Below are 25,397 nucleotides of genomic sequence, written 5' to 3' on the forward strand. Positions count from 1 at the left end.
ACAGCCGTTAAGCTTCCCAGCGCCGAGGATAGTGAGGGGTTTCCCCTTGTGAAAGCAGGACGTTGCCGTGCAGCTCTTTTTTTATTTACAGCCCTTTTTTGGAGATTTAGCTCAGTTGGGAGAGCATCTGCCTTACAAGCAGAGGGTCAGCGGTTCGAGCCCGTTAATCTCCATTTTTTTATCGACAATTTTACCTTATCACATGCGTCCTTAGCTCAATTGGATAGAGCACCTGACTTCGGATCAGGCGGTTGAGGGTTCAAGTCCTTTAGGGCGCGTTTGCATTGACTATAAAAAGTGGTTTTAGAGCATCTTCTAAGATCACTTTTTTTTGTCTATACCATCTCATCCAGTCCATATCGTCTGTCACTTTTCATTTGCTTCAAGTATTGGTATAATAAGTATTAGTCAAAGATAGTCAAACTATTTCCCGATTTCTAAAAGAAAGAGAAAAGGAGGACACTGATCAGATACTTGATATTTAAATAAAAAAAAGGTAGACTCATCTTCAAGTATCATTAAATCAGTTTTAACTTATGAATAACCCGAATATGACTGACATAATCGAAGCCTATTTAAAAAAGGTTTTGCAACAAAAAGAACAGGTTGAGATTAGACGAAATGAAATTGCTGAACTATTCGACTGTGTACCTTCTCAAATTAACTATGTGATTAACACTCGTTTTACTATTCAGCGTGGCTATTTAGTTGAAAGCAAACGTGGTGGTGGTGGCTATATTCGTATTATGAAGGTGCAAGTCTTGGACGAATTGGATTTGCTTGATACAATGATTGAGGTTATTGGACTTACCATCTCAGAAGCAGATGCTAAATCAGTCGTGCAAAATTTATACGATGAAGAAATTATATCCAAACGAGAAGCGAAATTAATGCTTGTAGCGATGGATCAATCCCTATACACGGGAGAACGGTTCACAGACAACCGAATTAGAGCGAACTTATTGAGAACCATGTTAGCAAATTTAAGATATGAAGAGCCGAATCAAAGAAAGGCGGACTAATATATGAATGAACTATTTACAGAAAAAGCGAAAAAAGCGCTGCTTATTGCCCAAGAAGAAGCTAAAACTTTCCGCCATCGTTCGGTAGGAACAGAACATTTACTATTGGCTTTAATCATTGAAGACGAAGGTATTGCAGGAAAAACGCTTCGTGAGTTGGATATTACAGAAGAAGATATTAAAGAAGAGATTGAACACTTCTCTAGTTATGGACCAACCACCACCTCAGTCAGTTCGATATTACCTTACTCACCTAGAGCAAGACAAACAATAAAATATGCTACAGACGAAGCAAGACGGATGAAACGTCCTTTGGTAGGGACAGAACACTTGTTATTAGGTCTGTTGCGCGATGAAGACGTCTTATCAGCAAAAATATTAAATAATTTAGATGTTAATTTAGCTAAAGCCAGACAGTTGGTTTTGAAAAAGTTAGGTCAGCAAGATGTTTCCCCACGAAATAAAATGGGCGGTAGACGCTCGTCTAAGTCGGATCAAGGGAACTCCAGTGGCACACCAACACTTGACTCACTAGCACGTGATTTGACTCAACAGGCACGTGAAGATCGATTGGATCCTATAGTTGGTAGAGATAAAGAAGTTAGACGAATTATACAAATCTTAAGTAGAAGAACTAAAAACAATCCTGTCTTAGTTGGAGAACCTGGTGTCGGTAAAACAGCTATTGCAGAAGGCTTGGCTCAAAAAATAATAGCTAGCGAAGTGCCACCAGCATTAATTGGTAAACGATTGATGACTTTAGATATGGGATCTTTGGTAGCTGGGACGAAATACCGCGGTGAATTTGAAGAGCGAATGAAAAAAATAATCGATGAAATCTATCAAGATGGAGAAGTCATTCTCTTTATAGATGAATTGCACACATTAATAGGTGCAGGTGGAGCAGAGGGTGCTATTGATGCATCCAATATTCTTAAACCAGCTTTAGCACGTGGAGAGTTACAAACGATTGGTGCGACTACTCTAGACGAGTATCAAAAACACATCGAAAAGGATGCGGCACTTGAACGACGATTTGCATCTATTCATGTCGATCCACCATCAGAAATGGAAGCCGAAGAAATTTTGTTTGGCCTTAGAGATCGTTATGAAGATCACCACGATGTTCAAATTACCGATGATGCGTTACGCTCGGCTGTTCATTTGTCATCTAGATACATTACTACTCGTCAACTTCCAGATAAAGCCATTGATTTAATGGACGAATCAGCATCTAAAGTGAGAATGGACCAAAGTGATGCACCTACTCCTATATCAAAAGCAACTCAAGCACTGGATGAACTAGTTCGCAAAAAAGAAGAAGCAATTCAATCGCAAGATTTCGAAAGAGCTGCATTAATACGGGAAAAAGAAATGCGTCAGCGTAAAAAACTGGAAAAAATCGTTAACCAAAAAGATCGAGACGCACAAGACAGACTTCAAGTGACTGCCCATGATATTGCGGAAGTTGTTTCCCAGTGGACAGGAATTCCCGTTAATCAAATGGAACAAAAAGAAAGTCAACGATTGCTGAATTTAGAGAAAGTCTTGCATGAACGTGTTGTTGGACAATCAGAAGCAGTCGTTGCCGTATCAAAAGCAATTAGAAGAGCGCGTAGTGGATTGAAAGATCCCAATCGACCAATTGGCTCCTTTATGTTCTTAGGACCCACCGGTGTCGGTAAAACAGAACTTGCTAAATCTTTGGCAGAGGCAATGTTTGGAAGTGAAGAAGCATTAATCCGTGTAGACATGTCAGAATTCATGGAGAAACACAGCACGAGTCGATTGGTCGGCTCGCCTCCAGGGTATGTAGGATATGACGAAGGTGGACAATTAACCGAAAAAATTCGTCAAAAACCCTATTCAGTCATTTTACTTGATGAAGTTGAAAAAGCTCATCCCGATGTCTTTAATATTCTCCTTCAAGTCTTGGATGACGGCTTACTGACAGACGGTAAAGGACGTAAGGTTGACTTCAAAAACACTATTCTGATTATGACATCTAACCTTGGAGCTACAGCCTTAAGAGATGAGAAGTCAGTCGGCTTTGGTGCAGTGGATAAACGATTGGATTACGAAGCGATGTCTAAACGTATTCGTGAAGAGCTGAAAAATGCCTTTAGACCAGAATTCTTAAACCGTGTAGATGACACCATTGTCTTCCACTCACTTAAAAAGGAAGAATTGCGTGAAATCGTTAAGTTATTGACGAAAAATGTTGTGAATCGTATGGAAGAATTAGGAATCGAATTGAAAGTCACTTCAGCGGCGATGGATGTTATTGCAGAAGAAGGGTTCGATCCTGAGTACGGTGCACGACCACTCAGACGGGCGATTCAAAATAAAATTGAAGATCGCTTGAGTGAATCGTTATTAGCTGGGGAAATAAGCTTAGGCGACAAAGTAACAATTGGAGCATCCAAAGGTGACATAACGGTAAAAGTAAAAGAAGCCAATGGCGATTCGCAAAAAGAACCACAAACAACAAACCAATAGAGTGAAAAGCACGAGTATGACTGGTTAATGCCGGTTTATACTCGTGCTTTTTTGCTGTTAACTTTTTTATTAACATCTTTCAATAACAAGCCCTATCATTTGTATAAATGTTAGACCAATGATAAATTAGTCTCAGTTACATGATATCACTATAAAAACTAAAGGATAGACTATTTATGTTTATGCACAGCAAGAAATTGCAATACCCGTCAAAACCCAATAAGCCTGATGCGTTAATGGCACGTCGAATGCAGGAGATTTTAGGTGGACAATGGGGAGAAATGTCAGTCATGAATATGTACTTGTTCCAAGGTTGGAACACTCGAGGAAATGAGAAGTACAAAGACTTACTCCTTGATACGGCAACTGAAGAAATTGGCCACGTTGAAATGATTGCGACAATGATAGCTCATTTATTAGACGTTGCACCTTTATCCGTTCAGGAAAAAGCGGTAGCGGATGATCCAGCTGCAGCTGTTATGGGTGGAATGAACCCTCAACATGCGATTGTATCAGGTTTAGGCGCAGCACCTAGGGATGCGAACGGTAATGCATGGACCTCCAACTATATTGTTGCCAGTGGAAACTTATTAGCGGATATGCGTATGAACGTGACAGCTGAATCACAAGGAAGACTGCAAGTGGCTCGTTTATATGAAATGACAGACGATAAAGGCGTTCGCGACATGCTTGGATTTTTATTAGCACGTGATACGCAACACCAACTTCAGTGGATGCAGGCGATAAAAGAACTTGAAGAAAAAGAAGGATTAGTTGTCCCTCCAGTTCCTAAGGCTTATGAGGTAGAAGAGGTTAACCATACACTATATAACTTCTCTGAGGGAGAGGACAGTAAAAAAGTCGTTGACGGAGTGAATGCACCTGACGGTAAACCATTTAATTATGAAGAGGTTCCAAAAGCATTTGGAGAAAAACCAAAATTAAAACCAGCACCTAAAGAAGTGTACAATTCTAAACCTGTAGATATGTAACTTGAATGTGTTTGTCGTCAGTCTTATAGGAAGTCGTATTTTTGGTATAAAAGCTCCTTTTTTGTTAACATAAACTTACTATGAAATGAAAGGGCTGATAAATTAATGAAGAATATTGATGACACACAAAAGAGTATTTTGTTGGGCATGGGAGCCGCTTTTTTAGTAGGCATTGTCACTTTCCTTTTCTCTTCGGATAATCATTCGACCAGCAAGAAAGCTAAGAAGGCAATGAAGGTTCATAAAGCAAAAAAATATATGGATAAATTGCCAGGTCATAAGAGTCATACTCAAAAGTTTATGGATAAAATGCCTGGAAACAAAAGCCACACTCAAAAAGTAATGGACAAATTCCATGCAAATGATATGGAGGATAAGTTCTCTGATATGTCTTCAGATTTCATGGACTATATGAGTGATAAAGCGAAAGACAGCAAGAAATTTATGAAAAAAGTAAAAAGCTAACGACAAAAACTCCGACGGCAGCATATGCCTAGTCGGAGTTTTTTGTTTAGTTAACGATAAGCATGCTTTCAACAGCTTAAAGGACTAACAAGTAGCAAAGTAAGAGGTCATTCATATTCTTTAAAGATAAGCCGGTTGTTTGGTTAAAGCGGTCCATACGGTACTGAAGTGTATTGCGGTGAACGAATAACTGCTTAGCGGCCACACTGACGTTTCCTTGGCTTTCCCACATTGAAAAGATTAATTCTTTCCAATCACTTTGTCCTTCAATTTGCTTTTTTAATTCTTTGATAATCGTACTATTAGCCACAGCTTCATGCGTAAAATAACGAAGAGCCACGTCCGGAAGAGAGCTGATGCGATCATGCATATGAGCAACTTCTTGTTGGAATATGGTCTGTTCTTCTTTAAATACACGTAAGAGCTGGTTGTCAGGCTGCCAAAAGTGACCGATGTAAGCATTGGTTCGGATAGAGAAGTCATCTTCAAGGGTTTTAAGCATGCCCGTGATTTCATCTTGAGATAAAGAGTGAGCTGAATTGTCTTGTAAGACAAAGCACGTATCTCTTGTAATGAAAAAGACATCTAAAACAGGTTCAAATAGATGAAGCACCGAATCCATCCATATAGAATAATCAAATTGTTGATCCATTTTTTCAAGGTACAGTTGTATCAAACGCACTGGTTTAGTTGTTTGAGGAGGTTGTTCCTTCCTTCCTGACATAAACTGAGACCAGTCAGAATTGGAGATAGGAAAGGCGTCTGGCTCGCTTTCTTCCTTTAATAGAGAGAGAAGAGCCTGTTCTTTTTCGTTAATGGTTTCATTAGGAATATGAATCCACTTGTTTTTATAGGATAAGCGAAAGGTGTCTCTTTCTAAAAATGGTTGATCAGTTAATTCAGCATCGGGATATAAGTCTTTTATTTTAAAAAAGTCCACTGTTTTTCCTCCTTAGTAGCTTATACTTATTTTAACACTGTTTAAGGGAAGAAGAAACTAGGGTATAATGAAGAAAAGAAGACTAATGGAGCGGTATAGATGACGGAGTTCACTGAACATGAATTAAATAAATGGATGGATGAGGCTATAAAAGAAGCTAAAAAAGCGGAGGCAATTGGAGAAGTCCCCATCGGTGCGGTCATTGTTAAAAATAATGAGATCATTGGAAGAGGATTCAATCAGCGTGAAAGCACGCAATTAGCCACGACCCATGCAGAAATGTTGGCGATTGAAGAAGCGAATAAAACACTTAATAACTGGCGCTTGGAGGATTGCCATTTGTTTGTCACGCTTGAACCGTGCCTCATGTGTAGCGGAGCGATCGTCTTGTCTCGCTTGAAAAGTGTTCACTATGGGCCAGCCGATCCAAAAGGTGGAGCAGTGAGAACGTTAATGACAGCATTAGAAGATGACCGACTGAACCATCAGTGCGATGTTCACACCGGCCTCAAAGAAGAAGAGTGCGCAGCGTTGTTGACACATTTTTTTAAAGAGTTAAGGCGGAAAAAGAAAGAAGAAAAAGCTAAATTAAAACAGAAAGAATGAAAACAAGCGTGGATGACTAAGTATCCACGCTTGTTTTATTTAGTTATCTCTAGACATGTCTTGATCTTTTTTTATCATACTATCTACCGCTTCAATCAGTGCTCCAGAAAAATCTGATTTCACTAGACTTAACACAGCTTCAACAGTAATCCCACCGGGTGAGCTGACTTGGTCAATTAAATTCCAAGGGGAGTCATTAGATTGCAAGACTGTTTTTCCACTGCCTAAGACTGCTTGTGCGGCAATGTTAGTGGCTTGCTCTTTTGACATACCATACTTAACGGCTGTCCTGGCTAATGTATCAATAAATAAGAAGACCAAAGCTGGTGAACTGCCTGCTAATGCAATAAAGACACTTAACTGTTCTTCAGGGATAACAACCACATCACCGATTGCTGAAAAAAGATCCGTTGCCAAGGTCATTTTCTTTTCTGAAACGGCACTGTTTTCTATAACCGCGGTCATTGATTCCAGCACTTGAGCATTTAAATTAGGCATGGTTCGAATGACTTGTTTAGCATCGATATACTGGCTCAGTTGGTGATTTGTCACACCGGCCATTACAGAAAGGACAAGCTTGTCTTTTGAAAAGGTAAGAGGTGTCAGGACCTCTTCTACTTGATACGGCTTGACTGCCAAGATAATGACGTCTGACTCATCAATAACCGCTTGATTGGATACTAAACCTTTAATATGCCAAGTCTTTTCTACCTGAGTTTTCGACTCTTCTGAACGGGTTGAAAAGAACAGGTCACTTTTAGATACCACGTTTTTCTCTATTAATCCATGGGCAATGGCCTTTGCCATATTACCAAATCCGATAAAACCTATTTTCATTTCGTGTCATTCCTTTTAATCATTTTTAACAGTGTATCATACTAATGGATTCTTTTAGGAAGAAAAAAATAACAATTGATTAAAAAAATCTAATAATTGATAGAAAATTCTGGTATAATTCTTTCATGAAAAAGAGGTCACACCAAAAAGAGGGAGTCTTATGACTAACATATTACCTAAAGATGCTTTGGACTATGAGATGACGGATTGGAAACAGCTCGGATTCTCATATATAAGAACAGATTATAGATTTATTAGCTACTATAAAAACGGTGAATGGGATGAAGGCCAACTTATCACAGATAATGTCCTTCATATATCAGAAGGGTCAACTGCCCTTCATTATGGGCAGCAATGCTTTGAAGGGATGAAGGCATACCGAAGAGCAGATGGACAAATCAACTTATTTCGTCCTTATGAAAATGCTAAACGTATGAAAAAAAGTTGCGAACGACTTGTGATGCCTCCTTATCCAGAAGAAAAGTTTATCGAGGCTGTGAAAAAAGTAGTCCTGGCCAATGAAAAATGGGTTCCTCCTTATGAATCGAGAAGCACCTTATATATCCGTCCGTTCATGATTGGTGTAGGAGATAATCTGGGTATTCATGCTTCTGATGAGTATATCTTTTCTATCATCGTTATGCCGGTCGGGTCTTATTTTAAAAATGGCTTATATCCCTCAAACTTTTATGTAACGGAGTATGATCGGGCAGCTCCAAGAGGGACAGGAGCATCAAAGGTGGGAGGCAATTATGCATCAGGACTCTTACCGGGAAAAGAAGCAAAGAGTAGAAACTTTGCTGATTGTGTATACTTGGATCCAGAGACCCACACTAAAATTGAAGAAGTGGGTGCAGCTAATTTCTTTGGGATTACTCATGACAATGAGTTCTTAACTCCTAAATCCCCTTCTATTCTTAATAGTATTACGAGACGCTCGTTGTTATGGCTAGCCGAAAACCGGTTAAACCTATCTGTTAGAGAAGGCGATGTGTTTATCGACCAAATAGATCAGTTTAAAGAAGCGGGTGCTTGTGGAACAGCTGCGGTTGTTTCCCCAATCGGCGGGTTACAAGTAGGGGATCATTTTCATGTGTTTTACTCGGAAGAGGTTGTCGGACCAGTGACAAAACGTCTTTATAATGAATTGACGGGTATTCAATTTGGCGATATTGACGCACCGGAAGGCTGGATGATGACTCTTAATAGTTGAAATGATGTGATCATCTTTGGTACAGATAAGAGAGAGGATAAAAATGAAGGAGGAATCAGAATGTCTTTTTTGAAGAAAATAAGTGTAACGACTCATTCAAAGCAAGAATTTGTCATGCTCGACCGAGAACTCAATGAGGAGTTAAGAGAAAGTGGTGTCGAGGAAGGGATGATGCTAGTTTATTGCCCCCATACCACTGCAGGGATAACCATTAACGAAAATGCCGATCCAGATGTTAGGGTTGATTTAGACAAAGCGCTAAATGATACCTTTCCCAATCACGATTATTTTGTCCATGGAGAAGGAAACTCAGATGGCCATATGAAGTCATCTGTCATTGGAGCCAGCGAAACACTTATTATTGAAAAAGGGCAGCTCATATTAGGGACATGGCAAAGTGTGTATTTTGCAGAGTTTGATGGACCGAGACATAGACAGGTATATATAAAAATAATTGAAGGATAATCATAGTCAAAAAGGCAGTCGCGTGAATAGTGGCTGTCTTTTTTGCTTAATATCTGTCTTCATCTGTTTAATGGAAATGTGTCTTATTTGTGAAAAATAGTTCCGAAGTCGGATGCAAAGATGTTGAAAGAGGAGTAAACTAAATTCATGATAGTTACACATTGTACATAGGAAGAGAGGAAGAAGCATATGTTAGAAGTGAAAGGGTTGAATAAAACCTTTGGAGACCTTACTGCAGTAGATGAGGTCAGTTTTACGATTCGACCTGGAGAAATAATGGGTTTAATCGGACAGAACGGAGCAGGAAAAACAACAACGTTTCGGATTATACTTGATTTGTTAACGGCAGATCGAGGAGATGTGTTGTGGAATGGGGACATCATAACAAACAAAGTATTCAATACAGTGGGGTACTTACCAGAAGAACGTGGACTCTACCCAAAAGTCACTATTGAGAATCAAATTTTATACTTTGCACAGTTGCGCGGGAAAAAGCCAAAAGACATCAAGCCACTGATTGATGATTGGTTAGAGAAATTCCAAGTGAAAGGAAAGAAAACAGATAAAGTAAAAACCTTATCTAAAGGAAACCAACAAAAAGTTCAGTTGATATGCACATTGATTCATCAACCCAAACTCATTATTTTGGATGAACCCTTTAGTGGATTAGATCCAGTAAACGCCGATTTACTGGAAGAGGGGATTAAAGAAGCTCAAGCGAATGGAGCCTGTATTATATTCTCCAGTCACAACATGAACAACGTAGAAGATTTATGTGACTCTTTAATTATGCTTCGAAATGGGAAACAAATTTTACACGGATCGGTCAAAGAGATTCGTGAACAGTTTGGCCGGACACGGTTATTTTTAGAGTCAGATTTAACAAAAGAAGAACTGTTAGAATTTAATGGTGTGACTCATGTGGAAACCACCCGAGAAGGCATTTCTATTGTACATTTGAGATCAACTGAGGATGGGAAGGCCATCTTTAATGGGGCGACAAAACATGGTTATATTCCTATGTTTAGCCAGCAGCCACCGACATTAGAAGAAATTTTCAAACAAATGGCAGGTGAAAAAAATGAGTAAGTATTGGGTTATTACAAAAGAAGTCTACAAGAAAAACGTGAAATCATTTGGTTTTATTGCCATGGTGCTCTCTCCACTGATTGTTATGTTGTTCATCGGTGGTCTTATTTACTATTTCTCCAGGGAGGACGTCAATCAAGAGCCGGTTCAGATTGCGCTGATATCAGAAGAAGCGGGCTTATCTGATGTGTTCCAAGGAGGCGACTGGAACTTGGAAGTGGATGAATCGATAACAAGTGAGTCAGAAGCAGAAGATGCCCTTGTTAATGAAGCAATTGGTGGCTATTTAGTCATAGAAAGTGAAGAAGATACCTTGTCTATAGATATTGTCCATGCCGGGGAATTGTCTGAGTATATACCTATGTTTTCAGAACTATTTTCGAATTATCAGACGATGTTACGGGCAGGCACCTTGGATCTAACGCCTGATCAGGTCATGTCTCTTTCCGAACCTGTCGAATTAAATGAGCGACAAGTATCCATTGTGGAAGAGACGTTAACGACTGAAGACACGACAGACACTATGGTTCAGCAATTCGGTGCATATTTTGTCAGTATTGCGATAATGATATTTATTATGACCTACGCAGGGATTATTGCTGAAGAAGTGGCCAGTGAAAAAGGCACGCGTATTATGGAGATCATCTTGTCTAGTGCCTCAGTAACCAGTCACTTTTTTGGAAAATTAACAGGTGTCATGCTCATTTTACTAACACAATTAAGTTTGTATGCTGCTGTGGGCTTAGGAGCTTACTTCTATTTCAGAAACAGCGATTTCGTTCAGCAAATTACTCAAACCATAGATATTGGTGCCTTGCTTCAAGAGTTGATGGGCTTCACTATTATCTTCTTTATAGCAGGCGTGTTGATGTATGTGGTATTAGCTGCCTTCTTTGGCTCTCTTGCGACTAAGATGGAAGATGTCAACAAAGCCGTTACACCTATCGTCTTCTTAGCCTTAGCTGGATTTTACGTTGGGTTGTTCGCTTTCAATGTACCGGATCATATGCTAAATGTGGTGTTCTCTTATATTCCGTTGTTTACACCATTTGTTATGCCTTTTAGGATAGCAGCCGGAACTGTTAGCACACTCGGCATTTGGTTGTCTGTCGTTGGCACCATTGCGTTTGCCCTTTTAATATCGGTTGTCTCCTTAGCCTTCTACCGTTCAAACGTCTTAATTTACTCTGATACGAATATCATTGGAACGATTAAACGATCATGGAGCATTATGAAGAGTAATAAACAAGCGAAAAGAAGACGTGCAATTAATTAAAATCCTTACTTATTGCCCTTAAGACTAACTTAATTTAAACTAGTCTTAAGGGCTATTGCATTACTATCTTTTAAAAAAGGGTGATGAATGGTGTTGAAGTTTAGTGAATTAAGACCAGCTGAACGACAAAAAAGATACAAATATTTGATTGTTTACCCGTTGGGAATAGTTGTAGCCGTTTTAAAGATGCTAGAAGTGAATTTCTTTTGGATTCATACGGTACTTTACTTATCTATCCTGCAAGAACTCTATCTTTTTGGAATTATGGATGATCGATTCCCTTATACAAAAAGTGAGTTTGTTTTAGACGCCTTATGTCTTTTGCTCTTCCACCTATTTTCTAGCTGGGTGATTGGGCCTTATATACTGGAGATGTTCAGTTCGTTAGATTCTGATAGTCTCTATCATTTAATACTTTCGGCATCTGTGCCTCCCATTGTATTGTTTTTGTGTTGGTATGCCTATACACAAGTGGGCGTCAAATCAGATGATAATTGGAAATGGAAAATAACAGGGGTGTTTAGTTCGACTGAAACGAAAGTGAATGGCTAATAAATGAAAAGATGAATAGGTGTAAACAATGCGTGATGAAAGGAACGAATAGAGAATGGACACAATGACATTTCATGATATGACGCTTAATTGGCTTGAGGGCGGTGTTGTCTCCTTTGATGGGGGAGCTATTTTTGGTGTGGTGCCGAAAGGGCTGTGGACGAGAAAGTATCCGGTAAATGATAAAAATCAAATTGAAAACGCAACGGATCCCATTCTAATCCTTTATAAGGATAAACGCATTCTCATTGATTCGGGGATAGGGCAAGGGAAATTTACTGAAAAACAAAAACGGAATTTTGGAGTTCGTGAAGAATCTAAAGTGGCAGACCAGCTAAAGACATTGGACCTTAAACCAGAAGACATTGATATGATCTTAATGACGCACATGCATTTTGACCATGCGAGTGGTCTAACTCGCTATGAGAATGACCAACTGGTTTCAGTCTTTCCGAATGCAGCCATTTATGTTAACGAAATAGAATGGAATGAAATGAGACAACCAAATAGTCGCTCAAAAAGTACGTATTGGAAAGAGAATTGGGAAGCCATTCAAGAGCAAGTCATTCCTTATAGCCAAAGTATCGAACCCATTGAGGGTATTGAAATGAGTCATACAGGTGGACATAGTGCGGGGCATGCCATCATTAAATTAAAACAGCAGGGTGACACACTCATTCATATGGCAGATATTATGCCGACCCATGCTCACCAAAATCCATTATGGGTTATGGCTTATGATGATTACCCAATGGATTCAATTGTTAAAAAAGAGCAGCTGATGACAGAAGCGTATGAAAATCAGTATGGATTTATCTTTTATCACGATGCATATTACCGAATGATAAAATGGGATGAATCCGGGCAAGACATGATTAAATCTATAGAGAGATCTAAGAAAAAATATATAAATTAAAAAGATGCCGACAGTAGTCAAACATTGTCGGCATCTGTATTTATAATTTTTAAATAGCTAATAGGATAATAGTGTAACTAACCAGGCCAACCATAAAAGAAGTCATACCGTTTCCACGACAAGCAGGTAATTCATCTTTAATCGCATTGAGGATTAACCCACCTGCGACAAAGGCTTCAAGCAAGCCCATCACAACATGTGGAATATGAATAAGGACGCCAATAAGCCAACCAATTAATACAGCAGCAACTAACAATTTGATACCATAACGGTCATATAAATCTTCGAAATGATGTCTTAATACCCAATCATTGGTTAAAAAGTGAAGGCCGATGGCAAATAGGTAAAAGAAGGCAGTCACTGTTGAGGTAAACCCAATATCTGATAATAAAATTCCGATTATAAAGTTATATAGGAAATACGCACCAATATGAGCCCAGAATAGACCAGATGAACCGAAAGATTTATTCGCAATGTTTATACGAGTTGATTTTAATAACAATTCTAAAAAGTAAAACACAACAATACCAGCAAGGATAGATCCAAAGATAAGGTGAGAAGCATTCGTCGCACTTAGGCTGAAGCTTTCCATCACGTCGTGCTGATAGGATTGGATAGTTGGAATTAAATGGAAAAAGACATAAGCTAAAGAGATGCCTCCTACAAAAGAGGTGAATTGATTAACAGAGAATAAATGTAATTTGAAATATTTTGAACCCAAATGAATAAACGTAAAACCTAGAGCAACCATAATATTTGCAACTGACACTGTTGTTTCCTTCTTTCTGATAAGTTACTGACTACTCAGCAAAATTGATTATAGTCCTACCTCATGAGATAGTCAAGTAAGTTTCATGAAAGTTTCTGAAAATAGTTGACGAAAATATGGCGCTGCAAAAAGCTTGTTACTATAGGCTTTTATAAGAATGTTAGATAGAATAAAGCAACAGATTTTAAGGAGAATGCACATGAGTCACTACAAAGTTCTTTTAGCAAAACATAATCACCTTGAAACAGATCGTCTAATCCTTCGTCCGGTTACGTTAAAGGATACAGAAGACATGTATGAGTATGCCTCAGATGAAGAAACGACTTACTATGTATTTGATCGTCATCAATCACTCGACGATACAGAACGCTCAATCGTTCAATATTTTATTGAAGACCCCTTAGGAAAATATGGGATTGAGTTAAAAGAAACAGGGAAAATGATTGGAACGATTGATTTAAGAATTCGTCGAGAAGATCGACGGGCCATCATGGGTTATACATTGAACAAAGCTTTTCATGGGAAAGGGTATATGACGGAGGCCGGGAAAGCTATCTTGAAACTTGGTTTTGATGTGTTAGAAAGAGACTGCATTGCAGCTCTTCATGATGAACGCAACGTTGCCTCTGGGAAAGTAATGGAGAGACTGGGCATGCAAAAAGAAGGGACACTCAGACATGTCGAAAAATGGAAGAAAGGGGAGTACTTTAACGATGTGTATTACTCCATATTAAAAGAAGAGTACGATGCTATGAAGCTTAACTAACGAAGGGCTTTCAATTGCACTCTTCTATTCGTTATTCTTATACTTAGTAGTAAGTATGACGACTATGAAGGAGGAGCAAAATGCAATCAACAAGACCGTTTCCGAAAGAAAAAGTGTTAGAGAGTGGTTTAAACGTTTTAAGAGAAGGCTACATGTATGCACCTAACCGACATAGAGTGTATAAAGCAGATGCGTTTGAAACGAGACTATTAGGCAAGAAAGCGATTGTCATCGGAGGAGAAGAAGCGGCTAAATTATTTTATGATGAAGATAAAATGAAACGAGAAGGAGCAGTACCTGAACCGGCCAAAGCGACTTTACTAGGAAGAGGCGGTGTGCAACAACTCGATGACGAGAAACACCGCAATCGAAAACAGTTATTCATGCGCTTATTATCTAAAGACCGAGTAGATATCTGGGCGAAGCATTTTGAAAAACAGTTACTACTAGCTATTCAAGACTGGCTTTCAAAAGACTCAATTAATTTATATGAAGAAAGCCAAAAGATTTTGACTAAAGCAACATGTGAATGGGCAGGGGTCCCGCTATCTGAAAAAGATAGTGACAAACGAACTAAACAATTGGTCAGCACATTTGAAACGCCTATGACAGTTAGCCACAGACACGTGGAAGGTAGAATAGGAAGACATAAGCTGGAATCGTGGATGAAAACGTTGATTCAACAAGTTCGCGATGGGGAGTTAGATGTTAAAGAAGACACGGCTCTCTATCAGACGGCATGGTACAGAGAACTCGACGGAGAGCTACTCGATCTGAAAACGGCAGCAGTCGAAATGCTGAACTTTATTAGACCTCATGTGGCCTTATCTGTTTATTTCGCTTTTACAGCGTTAACCTTGCATCAATTCCCGGAAGAAAGAGAAAAATTGAACGGGAGCAACCCTTATCACCTTCATATGTTTATTCAAGAAATTAGACGGTATTACCCATTCTTCCCTTTTAACGGAGCGATTACCAGAAAAGACTTTGTCTGGGAAGGCTATTCATTTGAAGCGGATACCATGGTGGTTATGGACTTTTATGGAACGAACCATGATAACCGTATTTGGGACAACCCGTCCGTATTCAATCCTAGTCGATTCAGTGATTGGCATACTAGCCCAACGGATCAAGTTCAAATGAAATTGCTTGCGCAAGGTGGAGGAGATTACAATACCGGACACCGCTGCCCTGGAGAATGGAATACGGTAAGAGCGATGGAAATAGTGACCGATTACTTGGTCAATAAATTAACCTACACTGTACCTGAGCAGGATTTAGCTTACAGTTACGTGAAAGTGCCGACCATACCTAAAAGTGGCATGGTATTAACAGACATTGATTATATCGGCTAAGGTAGGGAGGAAGATACTTGAAAAAAGTGATGAAATGGTTAGTGCTTATCGGTATCGGTTTAATAGGCGGTATGGGTGGTCCGTTAACCCGAAAAAAAGAAGAGGAGTAAAGGAGGGGGAAAGAAGATGAAAAAGTTAAGATGGCTGACATTGTTACTCTTAATTATAGCGGCTGGATTGGTCTATTTTTCTGACGAATCATTAGATGAATTGGACAATCTGGATATGCTGAACTAGTTAATCAACTGATAGGAAAGAGCCCTTAGTCACTCGTCGATAAACGCTAGTGAGAAGACTAAGGGGTCTTTTTTTATTGAACAAAAACTATCCTCACAAAAGTTAATGATCAGCTAAGTAGGTAATAGTCATAAATAAATAGCATCAAATGATTTATTGGGAATCCTATTATAGCAAACGTGTTCAAAAAGTTGTCAAATCTATTTGATGAAATCTGTGAATAGACTAGTATTCAAATAATGGGTATGGTAATATAATAATTGCCGAGAGGCCACAGGGCAATGGTGGACGTATGAACCGTGTCAGGTCCGGAAGGAAGCAGCACTAAGTACCGTTCCTCCATGTGTCATGTGATTACATAGTCTTTATTTTTTCAGCACTTATTCATAGAAAAGATGTTCCTCAATGAGGGGCATTTTTTTTTTTTCGAAATAAGTTCACTGAATCGATTGGAAAGACCAAATTTCTTTTTCTTTTACTTGTATTTTAGCCTATAATGATAAAGAGTACCTTATAGAAAAGAGGGGGAAAATGAGCTACCAAGCATTGTACCGAGTATGGAGACCGCAACGGTTTGAAGACGTCGCTGGTCAAGAAGCGATTACTAAAACATTAAAAAATGCTATCAGCCAAGGCAACACTAGTCACGCCTATTTATTCTCTGGTCCAAGAGGGACAGGTAAAACAAGTGCCGCAAAAATATTTGCTAAAGCAATGAACTGTCCACATGTGTCAGAAGGCGAACCGTGTAACGACTGTGCATTATGCAAATCGATCACTCAAGGAAAACTGGGAGACGTTATCGAAATAGATGCGGCGAGTAACAATGGCGTAGATGAAATTAGAGATATTCGTGAAAAAGCGAATTATGCCCCAACTGAAGCAGTTTACAAAGTGTATATCATAGATGAAGTCCATATGCTTTCGATGGGCGCTTTTAATGCCTTGTTGAAAACGTTAGAAGAGCCACCAATGAACGTCGTATTCATTTTGGCTACTACGGAACCTCATAAAATACCGCTAACCATTATTTCCAGAACCCAAAGATTCGATTTTAGACGTATTTCACCTCAAGATATTATTCGACGAATGACTTATATTTTGAATGAAAAACAAGTCGATTACGAAGAAGATGCTCTTTTGGCTATTGCCAAAGCAGCGGAGGGGGGCATGAGAGATGCACTCAGCATTTTAGATCAGGCCTTATCATTCTCAGATGGCAAAGTGACACTGGATGATACACTAAGAATCACTGGGAGTATCACACAGGATTTGCTGATTGCCTTTATTGGAGCGGCGATGGATAATGACACAGAAAAAGGCCTAACCTTACTCCATCACATTCTGCAAGAAGGAAAGGATCCAAACCGTTTGGTTGATGATACCATTACCTTCTGTCGAGACATTTTGATATACCAAAAGACACAAGATGAGACTGTACTTAAAATGAGTAAGGTAGATGATTCGTTTATTCACCTTTCAAATCAGGCTCAACCTGAAAAAATTTACGAGATGATTCGAACGATGAATCAGACCCAACAGGAAATGCGATTAAGCACGCATGCCGAAGTCTATTTAGAAGTGGCTACTGTTCGCTTGACTCAGCCTATAGCAGTAAACACTGAAGCAAAAGCAAGTACAACTCCAATTCCGTCCGATAACCAAGAACTAAATGATATCAAACATAAATTAAAGCAGATGCAAAAACTGATTGATCAACTGAAACAAGGCGAGGGCAATAGAACAACCGAAGCAGTCGCTCCAGCTAAACGCAAAGCTAAGAAACAGTCTAGCTTTAAAGTGAATACAACTAAAGTGTACAAGGTTCTCGAACGGGCAACAAAAGAAGATTTAGCAAAATTAAAAGATGTCTGGCCAGATTTAATGGATGCTTTAGAGACCAGTCAAAAAGCAATTATGAAATCATCTCAACCGGTTGCTGCCAGTCCCAATGGTTTGGTGGTCACCTTTGAATATGATATTCTATGTGAAAGGGCGTCAAATGACACTCTACTAATTGAAGCAATCGGTGACTATTTAGAAAAAGTGATTGGCCATCGTGCGGAGTTGGTGTCCGTACCAGGTAGAGAATGGCCGGTTATACGTAAGGCCTTTATTCAACAAATGAAAAAAGGATCTCAAGATGATGATGAATTAAATGAGAATAAAGAAGAAGAAAAACAGCCCGTTGACGAGCCAGTAGTCACTGAAGCGTTTGAGCTCTTCGGTAAAGACATTGTCGAAGTGAGAGACTAAACTAGATGTGATAATAAGAAAGGATGTTAAACATGCGTGGAATGGGAAATATGCAAGGTATGATGAAAAAAATGCAAAAGATGCAAAAAGAAATGGAAAAGGCTCAAACAGAGCTAAATGAAACAGACTTTACCGGAACCGCTAACGATGACTTAGTGACTGTGGTTTTTACAGGAGACAAAAAGTTAAAGAGCGTCTCTATTAAAGAAGAAGTCGTTGACCCTGAGGATGTAGAGATTATTGAAGACCTTGTTTTGATTGCGGTAAATGATGCTTTGGAAAAAATTGACGAAACAACGGAAAGAACGATGGGTAAATACTCTAAAGGCTTGGGTATTCCAGGCATGTAATTTTATAAACGAGATGAATGTAAATCTGTATAATGAAAGGTTTACAATAGAAAGGAAACGGTTATGCACTATCCAGAGCCGATTGCACAATTAATGGAAAGTTATATGAAGCTGCCAGGTATTGGGGAAAAAACAGCAGCTCGCTTGGCCTTCTATACAGTTAATATGAAAGAAGACGACGTCACGCGATTTGCCAAATCATTAATTAGTGTGAAGCGTGATTTACAGTATTGCTCCATTTGTGGAAACATGACGCAACACGATCCGTGCGATATTTGCCGGGATAAAAACCGTGATCAGTCTATTATTTTAGTAGTGGAACATGCAAAAGATGTTATTTCTATGGAGAAGATGCAGGATTTTAAAGGCTTGTATCATGTCTTACACGGTGTGTTGTCACCAATTGAAGGAACAGGACCAGAAGATATTAATATACCTGTCTTAATTAAACGTCTTCAAAGTGACGAAGTAGTAGAAGTTATTATCGCGACTAATGCGACTGCTGAAGGTGAAGCAACAGCAATGTACTTGTCACGGTTAATTAAACCTTCTGGGATTAAAGTGACTCGTTTAGCACATGGCTTGTCGGTTGGCAGTGACATTGAGTATGCCGATGAAGTCACTCTACTCAAAGCTGTCGAAGGTCGAAGGGAAATGTAACTAGTCATGGGTTTGTTTAGAAAAAAAGGGAAGTTAAAGCGTGAGTACGATGATAAACTCATGACTTTGATGATTAAACAGAAAAAACAATGGGAAAACAGCAGACGATTTGAAGCCATTACAATCGAAGAGCATCCAAGAAGCTTGGTTCAGAAAAAAATGCAGAAGGCCAAGTGCTTTTACTTGTTTAAAGAAGCTCGCATCAGACGGATTGAAGGCAATTATTTAGATTAGCTGCTGAGTTGACTCAGTCGTAAAAAAACTATCAAATGAAGGGCCATTAAATGAGGCTGCTTCTTTTGATAGTTTTTTTATGTCTTCTTCTCCTCTTCGACTACGAATGCATATTGATACTCTAATGGTGAATAAGAGGATTCAAAGAGGGGTGTGGAAACATATGGACAAAGCGGTTCGCACTCACGTATAATGAAGATAAGAATACGGTGCGTTAAATGGAGGAAAATCAGTGAAAGGTATGTTTATAACCGTTGAAGGCCCGGATGGAGCTGGAAAAACAAATTTAATTAAGCGTCTGGTTAAGGCAATAGAAGCCGAAGACACCCGCCCATTAGTGGTGACGAGGGAACCAGGTGGAAGCCAGATAGCAGAAGAAATAAGAGAGATTTTACTTACACCACGGCATATGAATATGGATCCTCGAACAGAAGCCTTACTTTTAGCAGCTGGTAGGAGGCAACACGTGGTAGAGAAGATCAGGCCAGCTTTAGAACGTGGAGATAATGTCTTATCCGACCGTTTTGTCGACAGTTCAATTGTTTACCAAGGGCAGGCTAGAGGAATCGGTATTGACGTTGTGAAAGAGATTAACTCGTTTGCCGTTGAAGGGCTCAAGCCGGATTTGACCATTTATCTAGATGTCGATGCGGAAGTTGGACTCAACAGAATCAAGCATAAAGATTCAAATCGAAGTCAAGACAGATTGGAACTGGAAAAAGTTGCTTTCCATGACGAGGTCAGAAAAGGGTATCACACATTAATTGAAGAAGAACCCGAGCGCTTTGTCGTGATTGATGCCAGCCAAAGTGAAGAAGACGTATTCCAAGAGACATGGAGACGGGTTAAGGATCGACTAATTAAATAAATGAAAATGAAACGAGGAGGAAGTTAATTATGAAACTAATCATTGCGATTGTTCAAAATCAAGACAGTAGACGTTTGTCAGATGAATTTGTAGAAAATGGTATCCGTGCAACAAAATTATCCTCTACAGGTGGTTTCTTAAGAGCAGGAAATACGACCTTTTTAATTGGTGTGCAAGATAGAAAAGTGGACAGCGTCCTTGAATTAATTAAAGAAAATTGCTCGACCCGTAGCCAAACAATGATGAGTCCGCCATCATATGATTTCACACTGGAGACAGATTTGACCTATCCAGTTGACGTAGAAGTCGGAGGCGCGACACTATTTGTCCTACCGATTGATCAATTCTTACAATTTTAAGAGACAGGGAGACTAGAGATGTCGACCAATACAATTAAACAGCCGAGTATTCAGCGGCTGTTTATTCAATTACTGCAAACGAATCGTCTCCAGCATGCTTATCTCTTTGAAGGTAAGATGGGAACGGGAAAAAAAGACATGGCAAAATATGTCGCTAAAGGCTTGTTTTGTATTGAGCAAACGGGAGAGCCATGCCAAAACTGTCATGCCTGCAATCGAATAGAAACGAAGCAACACCCTGACGTTGTCGAGGTGGAACCAGACGGTCAATCCATTAAAATAGGTCAAATTCGAGAATTGAAAGAGGCATTCACCAAGAGTGGGTTGGAGAGCCGGAAGAAGATAGTAATCGTGGAAGACGTTGAGAAGATGACTAATCAGGCAGCAAACAGTTTATTGAAGTTCCTTGAAGAACCGGATGGAGACATATTGGTTATCTTACTAACAACGGCTAGACATAGACTGCTTCCGACTATTCTATCGAGATGCCAACTGATTCACTTTCCTCAGCTGTCCAAAAAGATGCAAAGAGAAAACCTTGAAGCCGCTGGTTTATCTGAAGACCGTGCTGCCTTATTGAGCCAACTAACTGCTGATACAACCGAGGCTTTAGAGCTAGCTGAAAATGACACATTAAAGGAGTTGATTCCTGTTGTCTGGAAATGGTTTTCGTTTATCTTCAAAAAAGACGGTCAATCCTTTGTCTTTGTTCATACAGATATCATGCCATTAGTGAAGGACAAAAAAGACCATATGCGGACACTCGACTTACTATTGATTCTTTTACAAGACATACTAAACAGTCAAGTATCCGAGGATTATGCAGTTGCTTACTTAAAACACAAGTCGGCCATACAAAAAATGGCTGATTCCGTATCGATAGTGTCATTAGCTCACATGATGGAACACGTGCTAACTGCCAAGAAACAGCTGGAAAGTAATGTTGCGGCACAAGGTGTTTTTGAAGATTGTACCTTGCAACTGATGACTATAATGACAGATGAGCACTAAATAAAAAGTAAAAAGACCGATCCAATAGTTTGAGTTCCTTTGGCTATTTGACTTCAATCATGGTATGCTAGTTAAAGATATGAGGTAGGTAAGATGACTATCTTAAAGAAAGTAGCAATCAGTAAAGAAGAGTAAAGAAGTGGTGAAAAATGGATAAAAAAGAATTATATGATACCTTTTCTGATCTAGAATCCCAAGCAGAAGCCACATTAAACATCATTAAACATGTAAAAGAAGAAATGTCCCATTTGACAGAAGAAAACAATGTCTTGAGAATGGAAAATCAACACTTGAGAGACCGTTTGGCTGAAATCACCAAACAACAATCAATTGAGAAACAGCTCACCGATACCGGTATGACTAAATCTCGTCTGAACTTAGAAAAGATTTATGAAGACGGCTTCCATGTGTGTAACTTGTTTTATGGTTCACGAAGAGATGGAGACGAGCCATGTGCCTTTTGTTTGGAAGTTATTTATGGTGAAAGAAAATAGAACCACTATATGTAGTGTATTGAAATTTTTTTTTAAACCTTTAAAAATAGGATACACTCCCGATTTCCGTGCGTTATAAGCGGATTGACGGGAGTGTGTTTTTTGTTTCACATACTATATGTTGTGGTTGGTAAAATTAATTACCGTATATGTAGTGTTTAATGCTTGCAATTTATATAGAGTCATGTAGAATAATAACTATCAAAGGAAAAGAAACGACCAATCGTTTCTAAATCGTTAGCTACTACATGTTGTATGTAGAAACTAATGTCAAATCCTGCATAGAGACCATAACGGAGGGAAATAAAATGAAAAAAGCACCAGTAATCGTGTATTCAAAGCCAAATTGCATGCAATGCAATTTTACTAAAAAGTTCTTAGAAGACAAAGGTATTCCATATGAGATTAAAGACATTGAGCAAAACGAGTCAGCAGTTAAGGAAGTAAAAAGCATGGGCTTTAGTTCGCTACCTGTCGTATTGGCTGAAGGCATTGAGGCGTTCCATGGCTTTAGACCGGATATTTTAAGCAAACTAGCGTAAAAATGAAAATCATTTATTTCACATTGACTGGACAAACTCGTAAATTTGTAGACAAGTTAAATATGGATGTGCTGGAGTTAAATCCAGCAGATCCATTTGTTTCTGTAAGTGAGCCCTTTATTATAGTGACGCCAACTTATGATAAAGAAATGACAGACTTATGGGATGACTTTTTAGAAACAGGAAACAACCAGGACTTTTTCAAAGGAGTTGCTGGTGGGGGTAATTTGAATTTCGGAAAGCTATTTGTCTTTACGGCTAAAGATTTAGCAAACGATTATCACGTTCCTTTGCTTCACGAGTTTGAATTTCAAGGAAATGACAATGACGTATTAAAATTGAAGAAAGCGGTGGATGATCTTGGCTTCAACTAGTGCAGTAAAAACCAATTCTAACGACGTAACCTATTTTAAATTAAACAATGAAATCAATCGCCCGGTAAATAATCAGATCCCTTTGCATAAAGACCAGGAAGCAGTTAAGGCTTATTTTAAAGAGCACGTCAACCCTATGACGGTTCAGTTTGATAGCGTATCTGAAAAATTAAACTACTTGATTGATAATGATTTTATCGAAGAAGGATTTATCAGACAGTATTCAGAAGCATTTTTAAACCAAATGTTTGAAGATCTTTACACTAGACAATTCCGTTTCCGTTCATTTATGGGAGCGTACAAGTTTTATACTCAATATGCGCTGAAAACAAATAATGGCGAACAGTATTTAGAACGCTTTGAAGACCGTATTGCATTTAATGCCTTGTTTTTGGCAAACGGCGACGAGGAACTTGCGTTAAAGATTGCTGATGAAATTATTAATCAGCGCTACCAGCCAGCCACTCCAACCTTTTTAAATGCTGGACGTAAACGAAGAGGGGAGTTTGTCTCTTGCTTCCTCATTCAAGCAACGGATGACATGAACAGTATCGGAAGAACCATCAACTCTGCTTTGCAGCTGTCTCGTATTGGTGGAGGAGTGGGCGTTAACTTAACGAATCTTCGTGCTGCAGGTGATCCGATTAAGAAAATCGAAAATGCATCTAGTGGTGTACTACCAGTCATGAAATTATTGGAAGACAGTTTTAGTTATTCCAATCAGTTGGGTCAACGAAACGGTGCAGGGGCTGTCTACTTGAATGTATTCCACCCTGATATTTTAAGCTTCTTATCAACTAAAAAAGAAAACGCAGATGAAAAAGTGCGTGTGAAGACACTGTCTCTTGGAATTGTCGTTCCAGATAAATTCTATGAGTTGGCCGCTCACAACCAGGAGATGTATTTATTTAGTCCGTATGACGTTGAACGCATTTATGGTGAGCCATTTGCTTATGTGGATATCACAAAAGAATACGACAATTTAGTCGCTAACCCAGAAATTAAAAAAACAGCTATCAATGCCCGTGAGTTGGAGAATGAAATCTCTAAACTGCAACAAGAATCAGGTTACCCTTATGTGATTAACATTGACACAGCGAATAGGGAAAACCCCGTTTATGGAACGATCACAATGAGTAACTTATGTAGTGAGATTCTTCAAATTCAAGAACCATCACTCATTAAAGATAACCAAGAATATGAAGTCATGGGAACGGACATCAGTTGTAACTTAGGTTCAACAAACGTGGTTAACTTGATGAATACGCCAGATTTTGGACAGTCAGTTGATACCATGGTTCGTGCATTGACTTATGTAACAGATCATTCAAGCATTGATGCTGTTCCAACAGTTAAACACGGGAACGATAAGTACCATACAATCGGTTTAGGAGCCATGGGCTTGCATACCTTCTTTGCTTTAAATAAGATGCATTACGGATCGCCTGAATCGATCGAATTTACAGATGCTTATTTCTTGCTGTTAAATTACTACACATTAAAAGCGAGCAATAAGATGGCTAAAGAACGTCAAACCGTTTTCCATAACTTTGAAAAATCCAAATACGCTGATGGTACGTATTTTGACAAGTATGTTAATGAAGCATTCACCTTTGAGTTTGATAAAAACCAAAAACTGTTTGAAGAGCGTGGCATTGCTATTCCAAGTGTTGACGATTGGAAAGCTTTGAAAGAAGACATTAAAGAGCATGGTTTATACCATCAAAATAGATTAGCTGTTGCTCCGACTGGTTCAATCAGTTACGTGAATGAGACGTCTGCAAGTATCCACCCCATTACTCGTTTGGTGGAAGAGCGACAAGAGAAGTTAACAGGTAAAACGTATTACCCAGCACCTTATTTATCTAATGAAACGATGCCTTATTACACGAGTGCATACGACACTGATATGAGAAAAGTCATTGATGTCTATGCTGCTGCTCAAAAACATGTGGACCAAGGTATGAGCTTAACTCTCTTCATGCGTTCCGTCTTGCCAGAAGGTCTTTACGAATGGAAAGAGGGAAGAACGAATAAACAAACAACACGTGACCTCTCCATTTTAAGACATTATGCTCACAATAAAGGGATTAAATCGATTTACTACATTCGTACTTTTACAGATGACGAAGAAGAAATCGGAGCAAATGCTTGCGAGAGCTGCACGATTTAACACATTACACATGCATGCGAACCTTGACATGAGGGAGGAGAGTCGGCAAGGAAGACTTTCCTCCTTAAATAAGGAGA

27 protein-coding genes, 2 tRNA genes and 1 other RNA gene are annotated in these 25,397 nt (G+C 39.1%); 27 read left to right on the forward strand and 3 right to left on the reverse strand.

The features are described from left to right. Positions 1-100 precede the first annotated feature (100 nt). The 6 genes from C3945_RS04755 (at position 101) to C3945_RS04780 (ending at position 4,978) form a co-directional block, all read left to right on the forward strand. Positions 101-173 (forward strand) — tRNA-Val (locus C3945_RS04755). Positions 174-204: 31 nt separating this feature from the next. Next, positions 205-278 (forward strand) — tRNA-Arg (locus tag C3945_RS04760). 258 nt (positions 279-536) lie between these two features. Next, positions 537-1,022, forward strand: a complete 486-nt coding sequence (locus C3945_RS04765) for a CtsR family transcriptional regulator (RefSeq protein WP_161878551.1) — start codon at positions 537-539, stop codon at positions 1,020-1,022. Positions 1,023-1,025: 3 nt separating this feature from the next. Continuing rightward, the gene (locus C3945_RS04770) at positions 1,026-3,521 is read left to right on the forward strand and encodes an ATP-dependent Clp protease ATP-binding subunit (RefSeq protein ID WP_161878552.1); all 2,496 of its coding nucleotides are present in this window, start codon (positions 1,026-1,028) and stop codon (positions 3,519-3,521) included. Between the two features lie 176 nt (positions 3,522-3,697). After that, positions 3,698-4,513, forward strand: a complete 816-nt coding sequence (locus tag C3945_RS04775; RefSeq protein ID WP_161878553.1) for a manganese catalase family protein — start codon at positions 3,698-3,700, stop codon at positions 4,511-4,513. A gap of 105 nt (positions 4,514-4,618) precedes the next feature. Continuing rightward, complete coding sequence (locus C3945_RS04780; protein WP_161878554.1) at positions 4,619-4,978, forward strand: hypothetical protein; 360 nt, start codon at positions 4,619-4,621, stop codon at positions 4,976-4,978. 76 nt (positions 4,979-5,054) lie between these two features. On the opposite strand, the gene C3945_RS04785 is transcribed toward C3945_RS04780, so the two are convergent. Next, positions 5,055-5,918, reverse strand: a complete 864-nt coding sequence (locus tag C3945_RS04785; RefSeq protein WP_161878555.1) for a helix-turn-helix domain-containing protein — start codon at positions 5,916-5,918, stop codon at positions 5,055-5,057. A 99-nt stretch (positions 5,919-6,017) separates the two neighbouring features. Here C3945_RS04785 and tadA point away from each other — a divergent pair, with 99 nt between their 5' ends. Beyond that, positions 6,018-6,524 (forward strand): tRNA adenosine(34) deaminase TadA, encoded by a 507-nt coding sequence (gene tadA, locus C3945_RS04790; RefSeq protein WP_161878556.1) that lies wholly within the window; start codon positions 6,018-6,020, stop codon positions 6,522-6,524. Positions 6,525-6,563: 39 nt separating this feature from the next. On the opposite strand, the gene proC is transcribed toward tadA, so the two are convergent. Continuing rightward, positions 6,564-7,361: a pyrroline-5-carboxylate reductase gene (gene proC, locus C3945_RS04795; protein ID WP_161878557.1), complete on the reverse strand. Its 798-nt coding sequence runs from the start codon at positions 7,359-7,361 to the stop codon at positions 6,564-6,566. Between the two features lie 199 nt (positions 7,362-7,560). Here proC and C3945_RS04800 point away from each other — a divergent pair, with 199 nt between their 5' ends. From C3945_RS04800 to C3945_RS04825, 6 genes are all read left to right on the forward strand, one after another. Then, entirely contained in the window at positions 7,561-8,574 is a 1,014-nt protein-coding gene (locus C3945_RS04800) for a branched-chain amino acid aminotransferase (RefSeq protein ID WP_161878638.1), read from the forward strand. A gap of 60 nt (positions 8,575-8,634) precedes the next feature. Continuing rightward, positions 8,635-9,039, forward strand: a complete 405-nt coding sequence (locus C3945_RS04805; RefSeq protein WP_161878558.1) for a secondary thiamine-phosphate synthase enzyme YjbQ — start codon at positions 8,635-8,637, stop codon at positions 9,037-9,039. A gap of 189 nt (positions 9,040-9,228) precedes the next feature. After that, on the forward strand, positions 9,229-10,128 hold the full coding sequence (locus C3945_RS04810) for an ABC transporter ATP-binding protein (protein ID WP_161878559.1): 900 nt from the start codon (positions 9,229-9,231) through the stop codon (positions 10,126-10,128). Then, the gene (locus C3945_RS04815) at positions 10,121-11,404 is read left to right on the forward strand and encodes an ABC transporter permease (RefSeq protein WP_161878560.1); all 1,284 of its coding nucleotides are present in this window, start codon (positions 10,121-10,123) and stop codon (positions 11,402-11,404) included. Before C3945_RS04810 ends, C3945_RS04815 begins: the two co-directional genes overlap by 8 nt. A 90-nt stretch (positions 11,405-11,494) precedes the next feature. Beyond that, positions 11,495-11,956: a hypothetical protein gene (locus tag C3945_RS04820; protein WP_161878561.1), complete on the forward strand. Its 462-nt coding sequence runs from the start codon at positions 11,495-11,497 to the stop codon at positions 11,954-11,956. A 55-nt stretch (positions 11,957-12,011) separates the two neighbouring features. Beyond that, a complete protein-coding gene (locus C3945_RS04825) occupies positions 12,012-12,872 on the forward strand; it encodes a YtnP family quorum-quenching lactonase (RefSeq protein WP_161878562.1) in 861 nt (286 codons plus the stop codon). Between the two features lie 49 nt (positions 12,873-12,921). Here the strand turns inward: C3945_RS04825 and C3945_RS04830 are convergent, their stop codons facing one another. After that, positions 12,922-13,641, reverse strand: coding sequence for a hypothetical protein (locus C3945_RS04830; protein WP_161878563.1), 720 nt, complete (start codon positions 13,639-13,641; stop codon positions 12,922-12,924). Between the two features lie 199 nt (positions 13,642-13,840). Between C3945_RS04830 and C3945_RS04835 the strand changes: the two genes are divergently transcribed. The 14 genes from C3945_RS04835 (at position 13,841) to nrdE (ending at position 25,320) form a co-directional block, all read left to right on the forward strand. Further along, positions 13,841-14,407 (forward strand): GNAT family N-acetyltransferase, encoded by a 567-nt coding sequence (locus C3945_RS04835; protein WP_161878564.1) that lies wholly within the window; start codon positions 13,841-13,843, stop codon positions 14,405-14,407. Between the two features lie 80 nt (positions 14,408-14,487). Next, positions 14,488-15,762 (forward strand): cytochrome P450, encoded by a 1,275-nt coding sequence (locus tag C3945_RS04840; protein WP_161878565.1) that lies wholly within the window; start codon positions 14,488-14,490, stop codon positions 15,760-15,762. 506 nt (positions 15,763-16,268) lie between these two features. After that, positions 16,269-16,358, forward strand: an RNA gene (gene ffs / locus C3945_RS04845) — signal recognition particle sRNA small type. A 172-nt stretch (positions 16,359-16,530) separates the two neighbouring features. Then, positions 16,531-18,255, forward strand: a complete 1,725-nt coding sequence (gene dnaX, locus C3945_RS04850; protein WP_161878566.1) for a DNA polymerase III subunit gamma/tau — start codon at positions 16,531-16,533, stop codon at positions 18,253-18,255. Positions 18,256-18,287: 32 nt separating this feature from the next. After that, positions 18,288-18,605 carry a YbaB/EbfC family nucleoid-associated protein gene (locus tag C3945_RS04855; RefSeq protein WP_161878567.1) on the forward strand — a complete coding sequence of 106 codons (318 nt, stop codon included), beginning with the start codon at positions 18,288-18,290 and terminating at the stop codon, positions 18,603-18,605. A 63-nt stretch (positions 18,606-18,668) separates the two neighbouring features. After that, a complete protein-coding gene (recR, locus tag C3945_RS04860) occupies positions 18,669-19,265 on the forward strand; it encodes a recombination mediator RecR (protein WP_161878568.1) in 597 nt (198 codons plus the stop codon). A 6-nt stretch (positions 19,266-19,271) separates the two neighbouring features. Then, positions 19,272-19,499, forward strand: coding sequence for a YaaL family protein (locus tag C3945_RS04865; protein ID WP_161878569.1), 228 nt, complete (start codon positions 19,272-19,274; stop codon positions 19,497-19,499). 232 nt (positions 19,500-19,731) lie between these two features. Beyond that, a complete protein-coding gene (tmk, locus tag C3945_RS04870) occupies positions 19,732-20,367 on the forward strand; it encodes a dTMP kinase (protein ID WP_161878570.1) in 636 nt (211 codons plus the stop codon). 29 nt (positions 20,368-20,396) lie between these two features. Further along, positions 20,397-20,726, forward strand: a complete 330-nt coding sequence (locus tag C3945_RS04875; RefSeq protein WP_161878571.1) for a cyclic-di-AMP receptor — start codon at positions 20,397-20,399, stop codon at positions 20,724-20,726. A gap of 18 nt (positions 20,727-20,744) precedes the next feature. Beyond that, positions 20,745-21,737 carry a DNA polymerase III subunit delta' gene (gene holB / locus C3945_RS04880; protein ID WP_161878572.1) on the forward strand — a complete coding sequence of 331 codons (993 nt, stop codon included), beginning with the start codon at positions 20,745-20,747 and terminating at the stop codon, positions 21,735-21,737. A 149-nt stretch (positions 21,738-21,886) separates the two neighbouring features. After that, positions 21,887-22,231 carry a DNA replication initiation control protein YabA gene (locus tag C3945_RS04885; protein WP_161878573.1) on the forward strand — a complete coding sequence of 115 codons (345 nt, stop codon included), beginning with the start codon at positions 21,887-21,889 and terminating at the stop codon, positions 22,229-22,231. A 308-nt stretch (positions 22,232-22,539) separates the two neighbouring features. Beyond that, positions 22,540-22,773 (forward strand): glutaredoxin-like protein NrdH, encoded by a 234-nt coding sequence (nrdH, locus tag C3945_RS04890; protein WP_161878574.1) that lies wholly within the window; start codon positions 22,540-22,542, stop codon positions 22,771-22,773. 2 nt (positions 22,774-22,775) lie between these two features. After that, positions 22,776-23,147: a ribonucleotide reductase stimulatory protein gene (locus C3945_RS04895; RefSeq protein ID WP_161878575.1), complete on the forward strand. Its 372-nt coding sequence runs from the start codon at positions 22,776-22,778 to the stop codon at positions 23,145-23,147. After that, positions 23,134-25,320, forward strand: coding sequence for a class 1b ribonucleoside-diphosphate reductase subunit alpha (nrdE, locus tag C3945_RS04900; RefSeq protein WP_237585481.1), 2,187 nt, complete (start codon positions 23,134-23,136; stop codon positions 25,318-25,320). The genes C3945_RS04895 and nrdE overlap by 14 nt, the downstream gene beginning before the upstream one ends. Positions 25,321-25,397 lie beyond the last annotated feature (77 nt).

Origin of the sequence: Alkalibacterium sp. MB6 (assembly GCF_009935905.1) — a bacterium.
Classification (GTDB): Bacteria; Bacillota; Bacilli; order Lactobacillales; family Carnobacteriaceae_A; genus Alkalibacterium.

Bases quoted from the DNA above. Each gene is read 5' to 3' on its own strand.
- C3945_RS04765 (WP_161878551.1), top strand. From the start codon at position 537: ATGAATAACCCGAATATGACTGACATAATCGAAGCCTATTTAAAAAAG.
- C3945_RS04770 (WP_161878552.1), top strand. From the start codon at position 1,026: ATGAATGAACTATTTACAGAAAAAGCGAAAAAAGCGCTGCTTATTGCC.
- C3945_RS04775 (WP_161878553.1), top strand. From the start codon at position 3,698: ATGTTTATGCACAGCAAGAAATTGCAATACCCGTCAAAACCCAATAAG.
- C3945_RS04780 (WP_161878554.1), top strand. From the start codon at position 4,619: ATGAAGAATATTGATGACACACAAAAGAGTATTTTGTTGGGCATGGGA.
- tadA (WP_161878556.1), top strand. From the start codon at position 6,018: ATGACGGAGTTCACTGAACATGAATTAAATAAATGGATGGATGAGGCT.
- proC (WP_161878557.1), bottom strand. From the start codon at position 7,361: ATGAAAATAGGTTTTATCGGATTTGGTAATATGGCAAAGGCCATTGCC.
- C3945_RS04800 (WP_161878638.1), top strand. From the start codon at position 7,561: ATGACGGATTGGAAACAGCTCGGATTCTCATATATAAGAACAGATTAT.
- C3945_RS04805 (WP_161878558.1), top strand. From the start codon at position 8,635: ATGTCTTTTTTGAAGAAAATAAGTGTAACGACTCATTCAAAGCAAGAA.
- C3945_RS04810 (WP_161878559.1), top strand. From the start codon at position 9,229: ATGTTAGAAGTGAAAGGGTTGAATAAAACCTTTGGAGACCTTACTGCA.
- C3945_RS04815 (WP_161878560.1), top strand. From the start codon at position 10,121: ATGAGTAAGTATTGGGTTATTACAAAAGAAGTCTACAAGAAAAACGTG.
- C3945_RS04825 (WP_161878562.1), top strand. From the start codon at position 12,012: ATGGACACAATGACATTTCATGATATGACGCTTAATTGGCTTGAGGGC.
- C3945_RS04835 (WP_161878564.1), top strand. From the start codon at position 13,841: ATGAGTCACTACAAAGTTCTTTTAGCAAAACATAATCACCTTGAAACA.
- C3945_RS04840 (WP_161878565.1), top strand. From the start codon at position 14,488: ATGCAATCAACAAGACCGTTTCCGAAAGAAAAAGTGTTAGAGAGTGGT.
- dnaX (WP_161878566.1), top strand. From the start codon at position 16,531: ATGAGCTACCAAGCATTGTACCGAGTATGGAGACCGCAACGGTTTGAA.
- C3945_RS04855 (WP_161878567.1), top strand. From the start codon at position 18,288: ATGCGTGGAATGGGAAATATGCAAGGTATGATGAAAAAAATGCAAAAG.
- recR (WP_161878568.1), top strand. From the start codon at position 18,669: ATGCACTATCCAGAGCCGATTGCACAATTAATGGAAAGTTATATGAAG.
- C3945_RS04865 (WP_161878569.1), top strand. From the start codon at position 19,272: ATGGGTTTGTTTAGAAAAAAAGGGAAGTTAAAGCGTGAGTACGATGAT.
- C3945_RS04875 (WP_161878571.1), top strand. From the start codon at position 20,397: ATGAAACTAATCATTGCGATTGTTCAAAATCAAGACAGTAGACGTTTG.
- holB (WP_161878572.1), top strand. From the start codon at position 20,745: ATGTCGACCAATACAATTAAACAGCCGAGTATTCAGCGGCTGTTTATT.
- C3945_RS04885 (WP_161878573.1), top strand. From the start codon at position 21,887: ATGGATAAAAAAGAATTATATGATACCTTTTCTGATCTAGAATCCCAA.
- nrdH (WP_161878574.1), top strand. From the start codon at position 22,540: ATGAAAAAAGCACCAGTAATCGTGTATTCAAAGCCAAATTGCATGCAA.
- C3945_RS04895 (WP_161878575.1), top strand. From the start codon at position 22,776: ATGAAAATCATTTATTTCACATTGACTGGACAAACTCGTAAATTTGTA.